This is a genomic window from Kitasatospora sp. NPDC057692 (genome assembly GCF_042799475.1).
Lineage (GTDB): Bacteria > Actinomycetota > Actinomycetes > Streptomycetales > Streptomycetaceae > Kitasatospora.
In genome coordinates this window covers 1-14,834 of sequence record NZ_JBHVIV010000050.1, presented here as the reverse complement: position 1 = coordinate 14,834, position 14,834 = coordinate 1, and the positions used below count along the sequence as shown (strand labels likewise).

The following is a 14,834-nucleotide window of genomic DNA, read 5'->3' as shown; positions in this document are numbered from 1 at the left end:
TGCGGGGGCACACCGGGTGAGCGGGGAGCGAGGGCCTCGGCCCGCTCACTTCCGGGCGGCGATGGCGGCGAGGAGCTGCTCGACGGCGGCGGTCGGCTCGGCGAGCAGCGCGCGACACGCCCGCTCGGCCCGCTCCGGGTCGCCGCTCTCGATCGCGTCGACCAGGGCCTGGTGGGTCGCCACGACCACCTCGGGCATCTCGTGGTCGCCGAACGCGGCCCGCATCGACTCGCGCACCGAGGCGCCGAAGTAGCGGTACACCTCGGTCAGCGCCGGGTTGTGCGCGGCCTCGACGACGGCGGTGTGGAACTCCAGGTCGTGCTCGACGGTCGCCTCGCGGCCGGCCCGCTCGGGGTGTGCCGCGATCACCTCGGCCTCACGGGCCAGCGCGGCCCGCATCCGCCGGACGTCCTCGGGGGTGTGCCGCAGCGCCGCCAGCCGGGCGGCCTCGGTCTCCAGCGCGGCGCGGACCTCCAGGACGTCCCGCACCCCGGAGCGCTGCACGCCGCGCAGCACGGCGGCCGGGTCGCTGGTGGAGCGCACGAAGGTGCCCTCGCCCTGCCGGGAGACCAGCATGCCCGCGTGCACCAGCACCCGGATCGCCTCGCGGACGGTGTTGCGTCCGATGCCGAGGCGCTCGGCGAGCTCGTGCTCGGTCGGGATCCGCGAGCCGACCGGCCAGACGCCGGTGCTCAGCTGCTCCCGCAGCTGCTCGATCGCGGTGTCGACGAGCGAGCGCCGCCCGGCGGTCTGCAGCGTGTCGTGGCCGCTGTGCGCGCTGGTCATGGCGGGCTCTCCTCCCCGGGTGCGGGCCGTGTTCGGGTGGTGTCCTGGGCGTGCGCGGCCCCGGTCATCGGTCATCCTACAACTGCTTGCCCGGTCATCCTACAACTGGGGATGAACGGCGCGGGAACCGTCCGGGGCGACCTGGCGTTCCTTCGGACGACCGGAGATCCGGCGAGACGGAACCCGGCCCACACCCCTTGATGCGAGGAGAGCGTCCGCATGGTGTTCAAGAAGCTGCTCGGTGCCCTGGGCGTCGGCGGTCCCGGTGTCGACACCGTCCTGAGCACGCCGGTCGTGCAGCCCGGCGGGACCATGGCCGGCACGGTCGAGCTGACCGGCGGGACGGTGGAGGCCGACATCCGCGGGATCACGCTGACCCTGGTCGCCCGGGTGGAGATCGAGCACGAGGACGGCGAGAGCACCGGCCTGTACCCGTTCGCGCGCTTCTCGGTGACCGCGCCGCTGAAGCTGGCGCCGGGCGAGAACCGCTCGATCCCGTTCGCCGTCCAGGTGCCGTGGGAGGCGCCGGTCACCACCATCGCCGGGCAGCGCCTGCACGGCATGCAGCTCGGGGTGCGCACCGAGGTCGACATCGCGGGCGCGCTGGACAAGGGCGACTCCGACCCGCTGGAGGTCGAGCCGCTGCCGGTGCAGCGCCGGATCCTGGAGACGCTGCTCCAGCTGGGCTTCCGGTTCCGCTCGGCGGACCTGGAGGCGGGGCACATCCGCGGCACCGGCCAGACGCTGCCGTTCTACCAGGAGATCGAGTACTCCGCGGCGCCGCAGTACGCGCACGCCTGCAACTCGCTGGAGGTCAGCTTCGTCACCACCCCGGACAAGGTCGAGGTGGTGCTGGAGGCGGACCGCCGCGGCGGCCTGTTCGGCGGCGGCGGGGACGTGATCCGCACCCATGTGGTCGGCCACGGCCAGGCCGGCGAGGACCTCACCGGGCTGGTCGACGGCTGGATCCGCGCCGCCCTCTGAGGTCCCGGGCCGGGCCGGGACGGTGCGGTCCCGGCCCGGCCGTGAGCGGTCGGCGCCGGCGGTCAGCCGTAGGAGACGTTGCTGCAGATGTCGTCGTCGGCGGACCTGGCCCCGCTGACCACCTCGGCGGGCAGCGCCGCCGCCCCGCCGACCGCCGCGCCCACCGCCCCGGCCGGTGCGGCGGCGGCCGGGGCGGCCACGGCGGCGTAGTCCAGGCCGAGCCGCAGGCTGATCCCGGCCGCCCGGACGGGCGCCACCGCGGCGCCCGGGAACAGCGCGGCGACCCGCTGCGCGTTGGTGCGCTGCCCGGCCCCGTACTCGACGGTGGTGGTCGCCGCCCGGGCGGTGCCGCGCGCGGTGGCCGTCGCGGCGACGGTGACCCGGGCCGCCCGGAGCGTCTCGGCGGCCCGGGCGGCCAGACCGGGGGTGCCGGTGCCGTTGTGGACGGTGACCCTGATCGGCGCGCCGTCGGCCCCGGGCGTCGGCGTCGGCGTCGGCGGCACCGGTGGGGGCGGGGGCGGCGCGGGCGCCGCCGGGGACGGTGCGGCGGTCGCGTCCGGCTGTTGGCCGGTGGCGTCCTGGCCGTCGATGGTCCGGTCGGCCTGCAGGGTCCGCCACAGGGTGTCGACCGCCGGGTGCACCAGGTCGATCCGCGCGCCGTTGTAGCGCCAGGGCGTGGTCAGGAACTTGACCTCGTGCAGGTCGATGTCCTTGAGCGTCAGCGCGAAGTCCACCAGCTTGGCGGCCGAGTCGAGGCCCGGGTCGACGGTCATCGACCGGGTGGCGGCGTCGGCCAGCGGCAGCAGTGTGCCGGGGTTCAGCCCCTTGCTCTTGATCCTGGCCAGCAGCGAGGCCAGGAAGGCCTGCTGGCGCTTCATCCGGCCGACGTCCGAGTCGTCGCCGATGCCGTGCCGGAGCCGGACGTAGTCCAGCGCCTGCTGCCCGGAGACCCGCTGGCGGCCCTTGGCGAGCACCACCTTGCCCTTCCGGCCCAGGTTGGGGTTGATGTTCCCCTCGTGGACGGCGTTCGGCAGGCAGACGTCGACCCCGCCGACGGCGCCGGTCATCGCGGCGAAGCCCGCGAAGTTCACCTCGATGGTGTGGTCGATCCGGATCCCGGTGAGCTTCTCCACCGTGTTCTGCGTACAGGCCGGGTTTCCGGCCTCGGACTTGCCCACCGAGAAGGCGGAGTTGAACATCTGTCCGGGCTGCTCCCGGGTCCAGGTGCCGTTCGGGAGCTTGCACCGGGGGATGGTCACCAGGGCGTCGCGCGGGATCGAGACGCCGACCGCGTGCCGGTGGTCGGCGTGGACGTGCAGCAGGATCGTGGTGTCGGAGCGGGCCCCGCCCTCGTCGCCGCCGCCGAGGTCGCCGTTCCTCCCGGCGCGGGAGTCGGAGCCGATCAGCAGCAGGTTGACCGGCCGGTGGCCCTGTGCGTCGGCCGAGGGTTCGGGCGGGCGGTCGGGGGCGATGGCGTCGGGGTCGAAGGACCGGAGGTTGCCGTTCAGCCGGTAGTACACCGCCCCACCGGCCCCGACCAGGGCCACCAGTGCCCCGGCCACCGACCAGGCGATCAGCCGCCGGGCGCCGCCCCGGGCGCCGCGCGGCCGTCCCTGCGGGGCGGCCCGCCGACGGGCCTGGGTGACCCGGCCCTGGGTGGCGCGCTTCCGGTCGGCCGGGTTCTGGGCACCGGGGTTCTGGGCACCGGGGTTCTGGACGGCGGGGTTCTGCGCGGCGGGACTCCGGGCGGCACGGTTCTGCGCGGCGCGGCGGGCCTCGGCCCGGCCGCCGGTGCGCGGCACCGGGAACCGGCCGGGGGCGTCCTCGGGGGGGTCGGTCCGGAGGCCGCCGTCGGCACGCCGCCGCCCAGCCGGATCCGGCGGGCTCTGGCCCCACTGGACTGACATGGCGCGCACCTCTCAGGGGCGGAAGCGGGCAACGCTGGGAGCATACAAACTCCTCGGGCGCCGCCCGGCGGCCCGGAACGGCCGCACCCCCGCCGACCCGCGGCTTCGCCGTCCGGGCTCACCGCAGGGTCACTCCAACGGCTGAACCGGCGGAGGCCGGAAGGGGGTTCACCCGGCCGCGGAGGGGGCGTCGGGCGGGGCGGTGCCGTCGGGCGAGGTGGTGCCGGGGTGTGCCGGGCGGGGCCGTCAGACGAGCCCGGCCGGGTACAGCCGCTCCAGCACGGCCGCGACGCCGTCCTCGTCATTGCTCAGGGTGACCTCGTCGGCGACCGAGAGCAGCTCCTGGTGCGCGTTGGCCATCGCGACGCCGTGCCGCGCCCAGCCGAACATCGGCACGTCGTTGGGCATGTCGCCGAAGGCGATGGTGTCGGCGGCCTTGACCCCGAGCCGGTGGGCGGCGACGGCCAGCCCGGTGGCCTTGGAGAGGCCGAGCGGCAGCAGTTCGACGATGCCGGCCCCGGCCATCACCACGCCGACCAGGTCGCCGGCCGCCCGGCGGGCGGCCTCGGCGAGGGCGTCGTCGCTCAGCTCGGGGTGCTGGATGTAGAGCTTGCTGACCGGGGCGGCGAGCAGCCCGTCCCGCTCGGCCCGGACGACCGGCAGGTGGGAGGCGATCTGCAGCTCGTAGCCGGGGCCGGCCAGCACGTCGCCGTCCAGGCCGTCCTGGCTGGCGGCGATCGCCAGCGGGCCGGTCTCCTCCTCGATCCGCTCGATCGCGAGCGCGGCCACCTTGCGGTCCAGGGTGATCGAGGTGAGCAGCCTGTGCGCGCCCGCGTCGTAGACCTGGGCGCCCTGGCCGCAGACGGCTATGCCCCGGTAGCCGATCTCGTCGAAGACCGGGCGGGCCCAGGCGGCGCCCCGGCCGGTGACGATGATGTGCAGCGCCCCGGCCGCGGTGGCGTCGGCCAGCGCGGCGCGGGTCCGTACGGAGACGCCCTCCGCGCTGTTCAGCAGGGTGCCGTCCAGGTCGGTGGCGACCAGCTTGAAGGGCAGGCCGCCACCGTCCGCGAGGGAGACGGGGCTGGGGCTGGTGGTGCTCATGGGCCGTGGTCTCCCGGGAGTTGCTTCGTTACCGCTGTCCGCGTCGCCGCGGTTCCGGCCGGTGCCGGTGGTCCTACTGGACGGGTTCCAGCACGCTGCGGCCGCCGAGGTAGGGGCGGAGCGCCTCGGGGACGACGACCGAGCCGTCGGCCTGCTGGTGGTTCTCCAGGATCGCCACGATGGTGCGCGGGACGGCGACCAGGGTGCCGTTCAGCGTGGCCAGCGGGCGGACCTTGCCCTCCTCGCGCATCCGGATGGCGAGGCGGCGCGACTGGTACTCGGTGGTGTTCGAGGTCGAGGTGACCTCGCGGTACTTGCCCTGGGTGGGGATCCAGGCCTCGATGTCGAACTTGCGCGCGGCCGAGGCGCCGAGGTCGCCGGAGGCGACGTCGATCACCCGGTAGGGCAGTTCGAGGGCGTTGAGGAAGTCCTTCTCCCACTGGAGCAGGCGGCGGTGCTCGTTCTCGGCGTCCTCGGGCGTGGTGAAGACGAACATCTCCACCTTCTCGAACTGGTGGACGCGGATGATGCCGCGGGTGTCCTTGCCGTAGGTGCCGGCCTCGCGGCGGAAGCAGGACGAGTAGCCGGCGTAGCGCAGCGGCAGCTTGTCGGCGTCGAGGATCTCGTCCATGTGGTACGCCGCGAGCGGGACCTCGCTGGTGCCGACCAGGTAGCGGTCGTCGCCCTCCAGGAAGTACACGTTCTCGGCGGCCTGGCCGAGGAAGCCGGTGCCGTCCATGGCGGCCGGGCGGACCAGGGCCGGGGTGATCATCGGGGTGAAGCCGGCGGCGGTGGCCTGGGCGATCGCCATGTTGACCAGGGCGAGCTCCAGCAGCGCGCCCACACCGGTCAGGTAGTACGACCGGGCGCCGGCGACCTTGGCGCCGCGCTCGGTGTCGATCGCGCCCAGCCGCTGGCCCAGCTCGACGTGGTCGCGGGGCTCGAAGCCCTCGGCGGCGAAGTCGCGCGGGGTGCCGATCTCCTCCAGGGTGACGAAGTCCTCCTCGCCGCCGACCGGGGCGGCCGGGTCGATGAGGTTCGCCAGCGAGCGGAGCAGGCGCTCCGCCTCCTCCTTGGCCTCGGTCTGCTCGGCGTCGGCGGCCTTGACCTCGGCGGCCAGCTCCTTGGTGCGCTGGAGCAGGGCGGCCTTCTCCTCGCCCTGGGCCTTGGCGACGAGCTTGCCGAGGCCCTTCTGCTCGTTGCGCAGTTCGTCGAAGCGCGTGCCCGAGGACCGCCGGCGCTCGTCGGCGGAGAGGAGGGCGTCGACCAGGTCGACGTCCTCGCCACGGACGCGCTGCGAGGCGCGCACTCGGTCAGGGTCCTCACGGAGCAGGCGAAGGTCAATCACGGGGCAAGCCTACCGGGCGGGGGCCTGTCCACCGGTACCGGTTTTCCCCTGGGGATAACTCGCGCCAGCCTGTGGATAACCACTGTGGGAAACCGTCCGGCGACCGGTTATCCACAGGTTCGGGGCGTGGGCTGTGGATCGTGGGGAGGCGTCGGCGGGCCGGGAAGTGAACCATGGAATTCAGGTTTCAAACCTGAATTGACCTTCTCGGGTGAGCGAATTGAAGCACTCGGACGGGTGATTTGCTGACACCCGGGTGACTCTGGTCCGATTAGTCATCTCTGCGACGCAAACCGATGATCCGACCGAAACGTGCAGTGGCTATACCGGTTTGTCGACTCGTCCCCAGGCCTGTGGATAACCCGGACCTGTGGACAGCGCCCACCCCTGTGGACAAGCCCCGGACCGGGGCGGCCGCCCTGTGGACGGCCGCCCGGCGGGGTGGAAAACGGTTCGAAAAGGACGGATGGCCGCCGAATGGCGCCCGGATGTCCGGCGGACCCCGGCGGATCCGGACGGACTCAGATGTCCCCGCGGCCGTCGAGGCAGCGCGAGAGCCAGTCCGCGGCCGCGGTGAAATCCGCGTCCGAGGTGCCGGGCCGCCCGTACCCCGACTCCTGCCGGTCGGCGCGCGGATAGGAGCCGAGGAACCGCACCTGCGGGCAGATCCGCTTGAGGCCCATCATCGCCTCGCCCACCCGGCGGTCGCTGAGGTGCCCCTCGCAGTCGATGAGGAAGCAGTAGTTGCCCAGCCCCTCCCCGGTCGGCCGGGACTCGATCCGCATCAGGTTGACCCCGCGCACCGCGAACTCCTGGAGCAGTTCCAGCAGCGCACCCGGGTGGTCGTCCGGCAGCCAGACCACCATCGAGGTCTTGTCTGCCCCGGTCGGCGAGGAGACCCGCCCGGGCCGCCCCGTCAGCACGAACCGGGTGGTCGCGCTCTGCGCGTCCACGATGTCCTTGACCAGCGGGTCGAGGCCGTAGATCGGCGCCGCGAACTCGCCCGCGAACGCCCCGTCGTACCGGCCCTCGGCCACCAGCCGGGCGCCGTCCGCGTTCGAGGCCGCGGACTCCCAGTGCGCGTCCGGCAGGTGGGCGGCCAGCCACTTGCGGACCTGCGCCTGGGCCACCGGGTGGCTGGTGACGGTCTTCACGTCGGACAGTCCGGTGCCCGGCCGCACCAGCAGCGCGAAGGTGATCGGCAGCAGCACCTCGCGGTAGATCATCAGCGGCGCGCCGGAGGCCAGCTCGTCGTTGGTCGCCGTGACGGCGCCCTCGACCGAGTTCTCGATCGGCACGAACGCGCCGGACGCCTCGCCGCCGCGCACCGCGTCCAGCACCAGCTGGACCGAGGACATCGGCACCAGTTCCCGGGTCGCCGCCTCCGGCAGGGTGCGCAGGGCCGCCTCGGTAAAGGTCCCCGCCGGCCCGAGGTACGTGTAGCGGGTTGCCGACATGACGCCTCCAAGGGGAACGGGACCTGTGGGAAAGAACGGCGGACCGCCGAAAGGAGTCACCTTAGCCACTCCGCCCTCCTCCCGTGACCGCGTTCCGCTCCGTGGGAGGGGGACGGACAACCGGTGGACAACCGGCCGGCCGGGCCAGGTCGGGCGGGGCGGGGTCGGTCGAGCAGGGTCGGTCGAGCGGGGTCAGTCGAGCAGGGTCTGCCCGACGTACCCGCCCTCCGGTGCGCCCGGCGGGACGGCGTACACGCCGCTCGCCTCGTGCCGCAGGAAGCGGGAGAGCCCGTCGCCCCGGGCCAGCTTGCGCTGCACGGGCGTGAACCCCTTGCGCGGGTCGGCCTGGAAGGCGAGGAAGAGCAGCCCGGCGTCCGGCGAGCCGTCGGCCAGCAGCCCGTCGTGGTACGAGAACCCGCGCCGCAGCATGGCCGCCCCGCCGTTGGCGGCCGGCGCCGCGACCCGGATGTGCGCGTCGGACGGGATGGCCAGCGCGCCGTCCGCCCCCTGCGCGGCGAGGTCCACCGGCGTCCGCTCGCCCGCCTCGGCGGGCGCGCCGAGCGGGGCGCCGTCCGACTTGCGCCGTCCGATCACCCGCTCCTGGCGGTCCACCGGCAGCGCCTCCCAGTTGTCCAGCAGCATCCGGATCCGCCGGAACACCAGGAACGAGCCGCCGGCCAGCCAGGCCGGCTGCTCTCCCCCGGCGGTGACGAACACCTTGGCCGCGAAGCCCTCCTCGGCGGGCTGCGGGTTGTTGGTGCCGTCGATCTGGCCCATCAGGTTGCGCCCGGTCATCGGGTGGGCGGTGGCACCGGGCGTCCGGGCGAAGCCGGACGCCTGCCAGCGCAGCGCCGCGGTGCCGGCCGCCTGGCGCTGCAGCACCCGCAGGGCGTGCACGGCCACCAGCGCGTCGTCGGCGCCGATCTGCACGAACAGGTCGCCGTCCCCGCGCGCCGGGTCCAGCGCGTCGGCCGGGAAGGCGGGCAGCGGCTCCAGCCCGGCCGGTCGGCGGTCGGCCAGACCGGCCTTGTCGAACAGGCCCGCGCCGAAGCCGAGGGTGACGGTGAGCGAGCAGGGGCCGGCGTCCAGGGCGACCTGGTTCTCGAACTCGTCGGCCGGCTCGCCGACGGCCATGAGGGCGGCCGTCCGCGACCAGCGCTTCAACAGCGCGCGCAGGCCGTCCCGGCCGACCCCGCCGGCCAGGTCGAAGGCGGCCAGCTGGACCCGGGCCTGCTGGGGTTCGAGGATCCCGCCCTGGTGCTCGCCGTGGAACGCCACCCGGGCGGGCCCGAGGCCGTGGGCGGGGCCGGGCGCCTTCGGCCCGGTCGCCGGGTCGCGCCGGTCCGCGGCGGCGCCGGCGCCCGCGCCGACCACCAGGCCCGCCCCGGCGGTGCCCAGCAGGGCCCGCCGGGTGAGGCCGGAGGCGGGGCGCCCGCCGGTGGCGTCCTGCTGGACCGTGCTGTCGGTGCTGGTCTCCATGGAGGTGGTCCGCCCTATCCGATCTTCAGCTGCTTGATCTCCGTGGTCTGGTCGATGTCGGAGGATCTGATGACCACCGACACCACCCAGTTCCCGGCGAGCGGCAGCTGCGCCGTCCCGGTCCAGCGCCCGGTGCCCTCGCCGGTCAGCGGGACGGTGAGCGGGCCGAGGTCGCGGTCCGGCAGGGTGAAGGCGAGCTGCACCTCCGGCACCTCGACCGGCTGCCCGTCCGTGCCGTCCAGCTTCAGGTGCACCTCGTTCGACCCGGTGGCCGCCGGGTCGAGGGTGACCGTCGCGGTGCCCTTGGCGTTCGGCGTACGGCCCTTGGTGTCGTACGGGAGCGCCAGCTCCACCGTTCGGCCCGGTGCCGTCTGCGGGGCGGACGCGCCGCCGGTGGTGCCGGCCGCCGGGGCGGTGCCGTTGGCGGCCCCGGCCTTGACCTCGCCCGCCACCCGCCCGGGCGGGGCGTTGGTGAGCAGGGTGGTGGCGACCAGCACGGCCACCGCGACGGCGGCCTCGACCAGCACCGAGCGGCGCAGCCCGGCGCGGGTCGGGGTGAGCCCGCGGGCCCGGTCGGCGTTCTCCCGGGCGGCCCGCTGCCGGGCCAGCTGGGCCCGGCGGACCGGGTCGTCGGAGTCCGCGCCGTCCGGGCCGGCCTCGTCGTCCTCGGCTCCGTCGCCGTCTGTGCCGTTCTTGCCGTTCTTGCCGCTCTGGGCGCTCTTGGTGCGGTCCGCGCCGGCGGAGCCGCCGGCCGCGACGGCGACCGCCGCCGGGGCGACCTCGGCCGCCTCCTCCGGGGTGGCCCGCAGCCGGGCCAGCCAGCTACGGGACATCCAGGCGGCGCCGAGCATGGCGATCACGCAGCCGGTCTTCACCAGCAGCAGCCGCCCGTAGTCGGTGCCGGTCAGCGCGCCCCAGCTGCCGAGGCCGCGCCAGGACTGGTACAGGCCGGTGCCGGCCAGCACCAGGACGGCGCCGAACGCGATCTTCGAGAAGCGCTCTGCGACGTCCGCGCCGATCCCCTCGCGCAGCCCGACCAGCATGGCCGCGAGGCCGCCCAGCCAGAGCGCCATCGCGACCAGGTGGAGCATGCCGAGCGGCAGCGCCAGCCAGACCTGGATGCCCACCGAGGCGTGGTCGGCGCCGACCCAGGTCGCCGAGAGCGCGACGGCCAGCACCAGCCCGGCCACCCCGAGGCCCAGCCGGGCCTCGCGCTGCGGGCGTTCGGCGGCGCGCCGCTCCAGCTCCCGCAGCTCGGCCTCCTCGGCGTCGCCGTCCGTCGGCCCGGCCCCGTCGGCGCGGGCCCCGCCCCCGGCGCGGGCGGCCGGCTGCTGGCCGAGCTGGCCGACCAGCAGCGACAGGAACACCCCGCTCGCCGCGAGCAGCAGCAGCCGGGCGGCCAGCGCGGTGCCGATCCGCTCGTCCAGGGTGGCGCGCACCAGCGACAGGTCGAAGGCCTTGCCGATCCCCGAGCCCCGCTCGTACGGGCCGCGCAGCATCAGCACCGCGACCGTGGAGACCAGCAGCGCCACCCAGCCGCCCATCAGCAGCCGCTGCACCGGGCGCCGGGCCGCCCCGGCCGGCCAGCAGAGCAGCACGAAGGCGGCCGCGCCGGCGAGCAGCGCGAACGCCCCGTAGGCGACCGCCCGGCCGGTGCCGTAGAGCGCGGCGACCAGGCCGTCCGCCTCGGCGCTCTGCAGCGCGGTGGTGGAGACGGTGGTGGCCGAGGGCGCGCCGATGGAGAAGGTGAACGCCCCGCCGATCGGGTGCGAGTCGTCCGAAACGGCCCGCCAGGCGACGGTGTAGGTGCCGTTGGCGAGTCCGGTGCCGAGCCCGACCCGGGCGGTGTTGTCCTTGCCGTCGGCGTGCGCCGGGTTGCCCGCGTCCACGGCCTTGCCGGACGGGTCGAGCACCCGCACCGAGTCCGAGGAGAGCGAGACGGCCTCGCTGAAGGTCAGGGTGACGGACGGCGGCGCGGTGGGCAGGACGGCGTTCTGCCCGGGGTCGGTGGACTGCAGGGTGGCGTGCGCGGCGGCCGGTCCGGCGCCGCCGAGCAGCAGCGCGAGGACGGCGCCGAGCACGCCGATCACCCCGGCGATCCGCCGTCCCCGCGGTCCCGTCAGTCCCGGTGCGATGAGCATCGTGCGGGTCCCTTACTGCTGGCCGGGGCGGTAGGTGAGCTCCTTGACCGGCACCTTCACCGAGATGGTGCCGGTCCTGGTGAAGGTCAGGTCGAGTTCGACCTCGTCGCCGAGGACGGGCGCCTTCTGCCATCCCATGATCATCAGATGGTTGCCGCCGCGGGAGAGCTGCAACGCGCCGTGCGCGGGGACGTCCAGCTTGTCGACCTGCTCCATGGTGGTGGCGGTGGAGCGGTGCATGGTGACCGACGAGGCGCCGGGGCTGGAGACCTTGACCAGCTCGTCGCCCTGGCCGCCCTCGTTGCGCACGGTCAGGTAGCCGGCCGCCATCCCGCCGGTCGGCGGGAGCGGGATGTAGGAGTCCGCGACGCTCAGCCGGGCCGCCGCGCCGCCGGAGGTGTCGCCGGCGCCGCAGGCGACCAGGATCGCTCCGGCGCCCAGTGCCGTCGCCAGCGCCGCCCCGGCGAGTGCCGTCCGGCGGAAGCCGCGGGCGCCCTTCACGCGGCGACTCCCTTGGCGAGCAGCGGCAGGTCGTGCTCGAAGGTCTTCACCTCGGTGCCGCTCAGGTAGAGCAGGTGCGCCTTGTCGTCGGAGGGCAGGAAGGCCAGCACCTGGGCGCCGTGGGTGGAGGTGACGGTGCCGTCCGCGTTGGTCACCGGGTCCTCGATCAGGATGCCGAGCGTCTTGGCGGCCGCCTTCACCTTCTCCAGGTCGCCGGTCAGGCCTATGAAGTCGCTGCCCATCGAGTCCAGCCAGGTCCGCAGCACCTGCGGGGTGTCGCGCTGCGGGTCGGTGGAGACGAACACGATGTTGACCTTCTGCCGCTCCTCCGGGGAGAGCTTCTTCATCGCCACGCCGATGTCGCCCATGGTGGTCGGGCAGACGTCCGGGCAGCTGGTGTAGCCGAAGAAGAGCAGGGTGGTCTTGCCGTTGGTCTTCTGGCGCAGGTCGTACGGCTGGCCGGAGGTGTCGGTCAGCTGGAGGTCCGGCTTCTCGAAGTTCTTGCCGAGCACGGTGCCCTCGTAGGGCGAGTCGGCCTTCTGCTGGACGACCTTGGCGGGGGAGGTGCTACCGCCCCCGTCGGAGCCGCAGGCGGTCAGGGTGAGCGCGGCGGCCAGGGCGACGGCGGCGGCGCCGGCCAGCCGGGCGGTGCGGGGGGTGCGGGCGGAGCGGGGCATGGGAGAGGTCCGATCGTGTGCGGTGGATCACCGGCGGGGCCGCGCCCGGAGACGGGCACGGCCCGCCGAGGGCGCCGGGCGCGGCCCCGCCGGTGCGGGGGTCAGGAGGCCGAGCCGCCGCTCTTGCGGCGCAGGCCGAGGACGCCGACGGCGGTGCCGATCACGCCGACGACGATGCCGACGACGCCGAGCACCCGGGCGGTGGAGTCACTGGCCTTGTCGTCGGAAGCGGCGCTCCCGCCGGCGGCCGAGTCGCCGTGGGTCTGGGCGGCGGCGCCGGCCGACGGGGAGGCGGTCACGCCGTGGCCGTCGCCGGAGGCGGCCTTGGTCAGCTTCAGCACCGGGGCGGGCTTGGCCGGCTCCGGCTGGCCGTCCTTGGCCTCGTCGATCCAGCGGACGACGTCGCCGTTCTCGTAGCTCTGCAGCGTCTTGAAGACCAGCGAGTCGGCGTCGGCCGGCAGCGGGCCGAGCGAGACCCGGAACTCCTGGAACTGGCCGGGGGCGATCTTCACACCCGCGTCGGCGGTCCAGGTGATCTTGGAGACGGCCTCGTTGACGTCGTTGCCGTGCACCTTGATCGGCTTGTCCAGCTTGGACTTCTCGACCACGGCGGTCCAGCCCGGCAGCGGCTGGGTGCGGACGGAGGCCAGCGGGTGGTCCAGCGGGAGGTTGACCTCCAGCTTCACGGTGCCGGCGGCGTCGTTCTCGTTCGGGACCCGGAAGTCGACGGCGGTGTAGCCGCCCTGCTCGGCGCTGCCCGGGTTCACGGTGACGTGCGCGGAGGCGGGTCCGGCCAGCGCCACCACCGCGGCGGCTGAGGCGAGGGCGACGGCGGCGGTACGGCGGGGGGAAAGGGCACGCATGGGGTTCGTGTCTCCGTTCGGAGGCTCGGCGGGCAGGCCCGCTCCCGGGCACGGGAGGATCCGTGCCACGGCGGGGCCGCGCGGCGTGGGGACGAGGTGGGGGAGGCCGTAGGACCGCACGCGTGGGCGGGTACGGCTCGGCTGCCGCGTACACCCGTCCGCCGTCGGGCCGGAACCGGTGGGGGACCGGGGGACCGGGGGCGGGTCAGTACGCGAGGGCCCCGAGCGGCGGCCCGCGCCGCACCACGCTGTGCCGCAGCGCGGCACCGGCCGGCAGCGGGTCGTCCCCGCCGCGGCCGCCGGACCTGCCGACCGGGCCGGCCGGCAGGCCGAACAGGCCGCGCAGCAGCACCGCGGCCAGCGCGCACGCGGTGCGCAGCGGCTCCGCCCCGTGGGCGCACGCGGCCGACGCGGCGATCCGCACCAGCCGCCAGAGCGCCGCCTCGCCGCGCCGCAGCCACCAGCCGGCGACCAGGGCCGCGGCCAGGTGGGCCGCCAGCATCGTCGGCGTCATCCCGAGCACCCCGCCCTGCCACCAGGGCGCGGTCGCGTACGCCTGCGGGTCCAGCCCCGCGCCGGCGACCAGCTGCTCGGCGGTCGGGCTGCCGGGCAGGCCGGCCAGGGTGCCGGGCCGGGCCTCGTTGCAGATCAGCCGGCCGGCCACCTGCGGCAGGGTCAGCGGGCCGGAGCCCAGCGGGCCGCCGTGGTGCGCACCGGCCGCGCCGGTGGCCGCGTGGCCGCCGAAGGAGTGGAAGAGGCAGTGCAGCCCGAACTGGACCGCCGCCAGCGCCCCGGCGATCGCGCCGAGCGAGCGCTCCCGCCGGCCGAGGGCGGCGGCGAGCACCAGGGAGGCGGTGAAACCCGTCGAGAGCGCGGGAAGGGCGACGTCCCCGCCGCCCGCCAGCGCGTGCCCGGCCGCCGCGATCAGCGTGCTCACCAGGGCGAACGGGACCGCCCGGGCAAGCCGCAGGTCCCAGGCGGCGGCCCCCACCGGCGCGTCCGGTGCGGGGGCGCCCGGGTGCGGGGCGGCGGCTGGGGCAGTCATGGCCGGGACATCATCTCATCGCGTACGGCCACCGGACCGGCAGGGTGGGAAATCCCTACGAATGCCCCGATCGGCCCCGCGCACCGGCCCGCGCGCCCCCCGGACGTGCGCCGCCCGGCACATGCCCGTCCCCCCGTCCATCCGCCGAACGGGCGGTGGCGGACCCCCGGCGCGGTTCACCTGCGCACCGCCCGGAGATACCTCGTTATATGTGGAGCCGCAGCCAGGAGGGACCTCCCGTGGACATCTGGTGGACTCTGCACCTCAAGCGCGACCCGGCCAGCGTGCCGCTGGCCCGCCGCATACTGCTGGGCGCGATGGCGACCGCGGGCGTCGATCCGCAGATCGCCCAGGACCTCGGCGTCGCCCTCAGCGAGGCCTGCGCCAACGCCGTCGAGCACGGCGCGGGCGGCCGCCCCGACGACGGCTACCAGGTCACCGCGTCGATCAGCGGCGACCTGCTGCGGATCGAGGTGACCGACTCGGGCCCCGGCCTGCCCGGCCCCGCCGCCCCGGCGGCCCGCCGTCCGGTCCCCGCCCCGGCG

Annotated in this window: 13 protein-coding genes; 2 read left to right on the top strand and 11 right to left on the bottom strand. The window is 75.2% G+C overall.

The features are described from left to right. Positions 1-45 precede the first annotated feature (45 nt). Positions 46-786 (bottom strand): FadR/GntR family transcriptional regulator, encoded by a 741-nt coding sequence (locus tag ACFVFS_RS25555; RefSeq protein ID WP_380627030.1) that lies wholly within the window; start codon positions 784-786, stop codon positions 46-48. 219 nt (positions 787-1,005) lie between these two features. On the opposite strand from ACFVFS_RS25555, the gene ACFVFS_RS25550 reads away from it, so the two are divergent. Beyond that, complete coding sequence (locus tag ACFVFS_RS25550) at positions 1,006-1,770, top strand: sporulation protein (protein WP_380627029.1); 765 nt, start codon at positions 1,006-1,008, stop codon at positions 1,768-1,770. 62 nt (positions 1,771-1,832) lie between these two features. Here the strand turns inward: ACFVFS_RS25550 and ACFVFS_RS25545 are convergent, their stop codons facing one another. The 10 genes from ACFVFS_RS25545 to ACFVFS_RS25500 form a co-directional block, all read right to left on the bottom strand. Next, positions 1,833-3,677 (bottom strand): LCP family protein, encoded by a 1,845-nt coding sequence (locus tag ACFVFS_RS25545; protein WP_380627028.1) that lies wholly within the window; start codon positions 3,675-3,677, stop codon positions 1,833-1,835. A 246-nt stretch (positions 3,678-3,923) separates the two neighbouring features. Continuing rightward, positions 3,924-4,778 (bottom strand): HAD family hydrolase, encoded by an 855-nt coding sequence (locus ACFVFS_RS25540; RefSeq protein WP_380627027.1) that lies wholly within the window; start codon positions 4,776-4,778, stop codon positions 3,924-3,926. 73 nt (positions 4,779-4,851) lie between these two features. Next, positions 4,852-6,126, bottom strand: coding sequence for a serine--tRNA ligase (gene serS / locus ACFVFS_RS25535; protein WP_380627026.1), 1,275 nt, complete (start codon positions 6,124-6,126; stop codon positions 4,852-4,854). Between the two features lie 521 nt (positions 6,127-6,647). After that, positions 6,648-7,583: a prephenate dehydratase gene (pheA, locus tag ACFVFS_RS25530; protein WP_380627025.1), complete on the bottom strand. Its 936-nt coding sequence runs from the start codon at positions 7,581-7,583 to the stop codon at positions 6,648-6,650. Between the two features lie 192 nt (positions 7,584-7,775). Further along, positions 7,776-9,062 (bottom strand): iron uptake transporter deferrochelatase/peroxidase subunit, encoded by a 1,287-nt coding sequence (gene efeB, locus ACFVFS_RS25525; protein ID WP_380627024.1) that lies wholly within the window; start codon positions 9,060-9,062, stop codon positions 7,776-7,778. Positions 9,063-9,076: 14 nt separating this feature from the next. Continuing rightward, on the bottom strand, positions 9,077-11,203 hold the full coding sequence (locus ACFVFS_RS25520) for a FixH family protein (protein ID WP_380627023.1): 2,127 nt from the start codon (positions 11,201-11,203) through the stop codon (positions 9,077-9,079). A gap of 12 nt (positions 11,204-11,215) precedes the next feature. Beyond that, positions 11,216-11,704 carry a copper chaperone PCu(A)C gene (locus tag ACFVFS_RS25515; protein WP_380627022.1) on the bottom strand — a complete coding sequence of 163 codons (489 nt, stop codon included), beginning with the start codon at positions 11,702-11,704 and terminating at the stop codon, positions 11,216-11,218. Continuing rightward, entirely contained in the window at positions 11,701-12,381 is a 681-nt protein-coding gene (locus ACFVFS_RS25510) for an SCO family protein (RefSeq protein WP_380627021.1), read from the bottom strand. The genes ACFVFS_RS25515 and ACFVFS_RS25510 overlap by 4 nt, the downstream gene beginning before the upstream one ends. Positions 12,382-12,482: 101 nt before the next feature. Further along, positions 12,483-13,244 carry a YcnI family protein gene (locus ACFVFS_RS25505; protein ID WP_380627020.1) on the bottom strand — a complete coding sequence of 254 codons (762 nt, stop codon included), beginning with the start codon at positions 13,242-13,244 and terminating at the stop codon, positions 12,483-12,485. 205 nt (positions 13,245-13,449) lie between these two features. After that, a complete protein-coding gene (locus ACFVFS_RS25500; RefSeq protein WP_380627019.1) occupies positions 13,450-14,289 on the bottom strand; it encodes a hypothetical protein in 840 nt (279 codons plus the stop codon). A gap of 239 nt (positions 14,290-14,528) precedes the next feature. Here ACFVFS_RS25500 and ACFVFS_RS25495 point away from each other — a divergent pair. Next, positions 14,529-14,834: ATP-binding protein (locus ACFVFS_RS25495; protein WP_380627017.1), on the top strand; the 306-nt coding region annotated here is incomplete at its 3' end.

What these genes read in the sequence shown, in the direction of transcription:
- pheA (WP_380627025.1), bottom strand. Translation starts at nt 7,583, where the DNA reads ATGTCGGCAACCCGCTACACGTACCTCGGGCCGGCGGGGACCTTTACC.
- ACFVFS_RS25520 (WP_380627023.1), bottom strand. Translation starts at nt 11,203, where the DNA reads ATGCTCATCGCACCGGGACTGACGGGACCGCGGGGACGGCGGATCGCC.
- ACFVFS_RS25540 (WP_380627027.1), bottom strand. Translation starts at nt 4,778, where the DNA reads ATGAGCACCACCAGCCCCAGCCCCGTCTCCCTCGCGGACGGTGGCGGC.
- ACFVFS_RS25510 (WP_380627021.1), bottom strand. Translation starts at nt 12,381, where the DNA reads ATGCCCCGCTCCGCCCGCACCCCCCGCACCGCCCGGCTGGCCGGCGCC.
- ACFVFS_RS25555 (WP_380627030.1), bottom strand. Translation starts at nt 786, where the DNA reads ATGACCAGCGCGCACAGCGGCCACGACACGCTGCAGACCGCCGGGCGG.
- ACFVFS_RS25500 (WP_380627019.1), bottom strand. Translation starts at nt 14,289, where the DNA reads ATGACTGCCCCAGCCGCCGCCCCGCACCCGGGCGCCCCCGCACCGGAC.
- efeB (WP_380627024.1), bottom strand. Translation starts at nt 9,062, where the DNA reads ATGGAGACCAGCACCGACAGCACGGTCCAGCAGGACGCCACCGGCGGG.
- ACFVFS_RS25550 (WP_380627029.1), top strand. Translation starts at nt 1,006, where the DNA reads ATGGTGTTCAAGAAGCTGCTCGGTGCCCTGGGCGTCGGCGGTCCCGGT.
- ACFVFS_RS25545 (WP_380627028.1), bottom strand. Translation starts at nt 3,677, where the DNA reads ATGTCAGTCCAGTGGGGCCAGAGCCCGCCGGATCCGGCTGGGCGGCGG.
- ACFVFS_RS25505 (WP_380627020.1), bottom strand. Translation starts at nt 13,244, where the DNA reads ATGCGTGCCCTTTCCCCCCGCCGTACCGCCGCCGTCGCCCTCGCCTCA.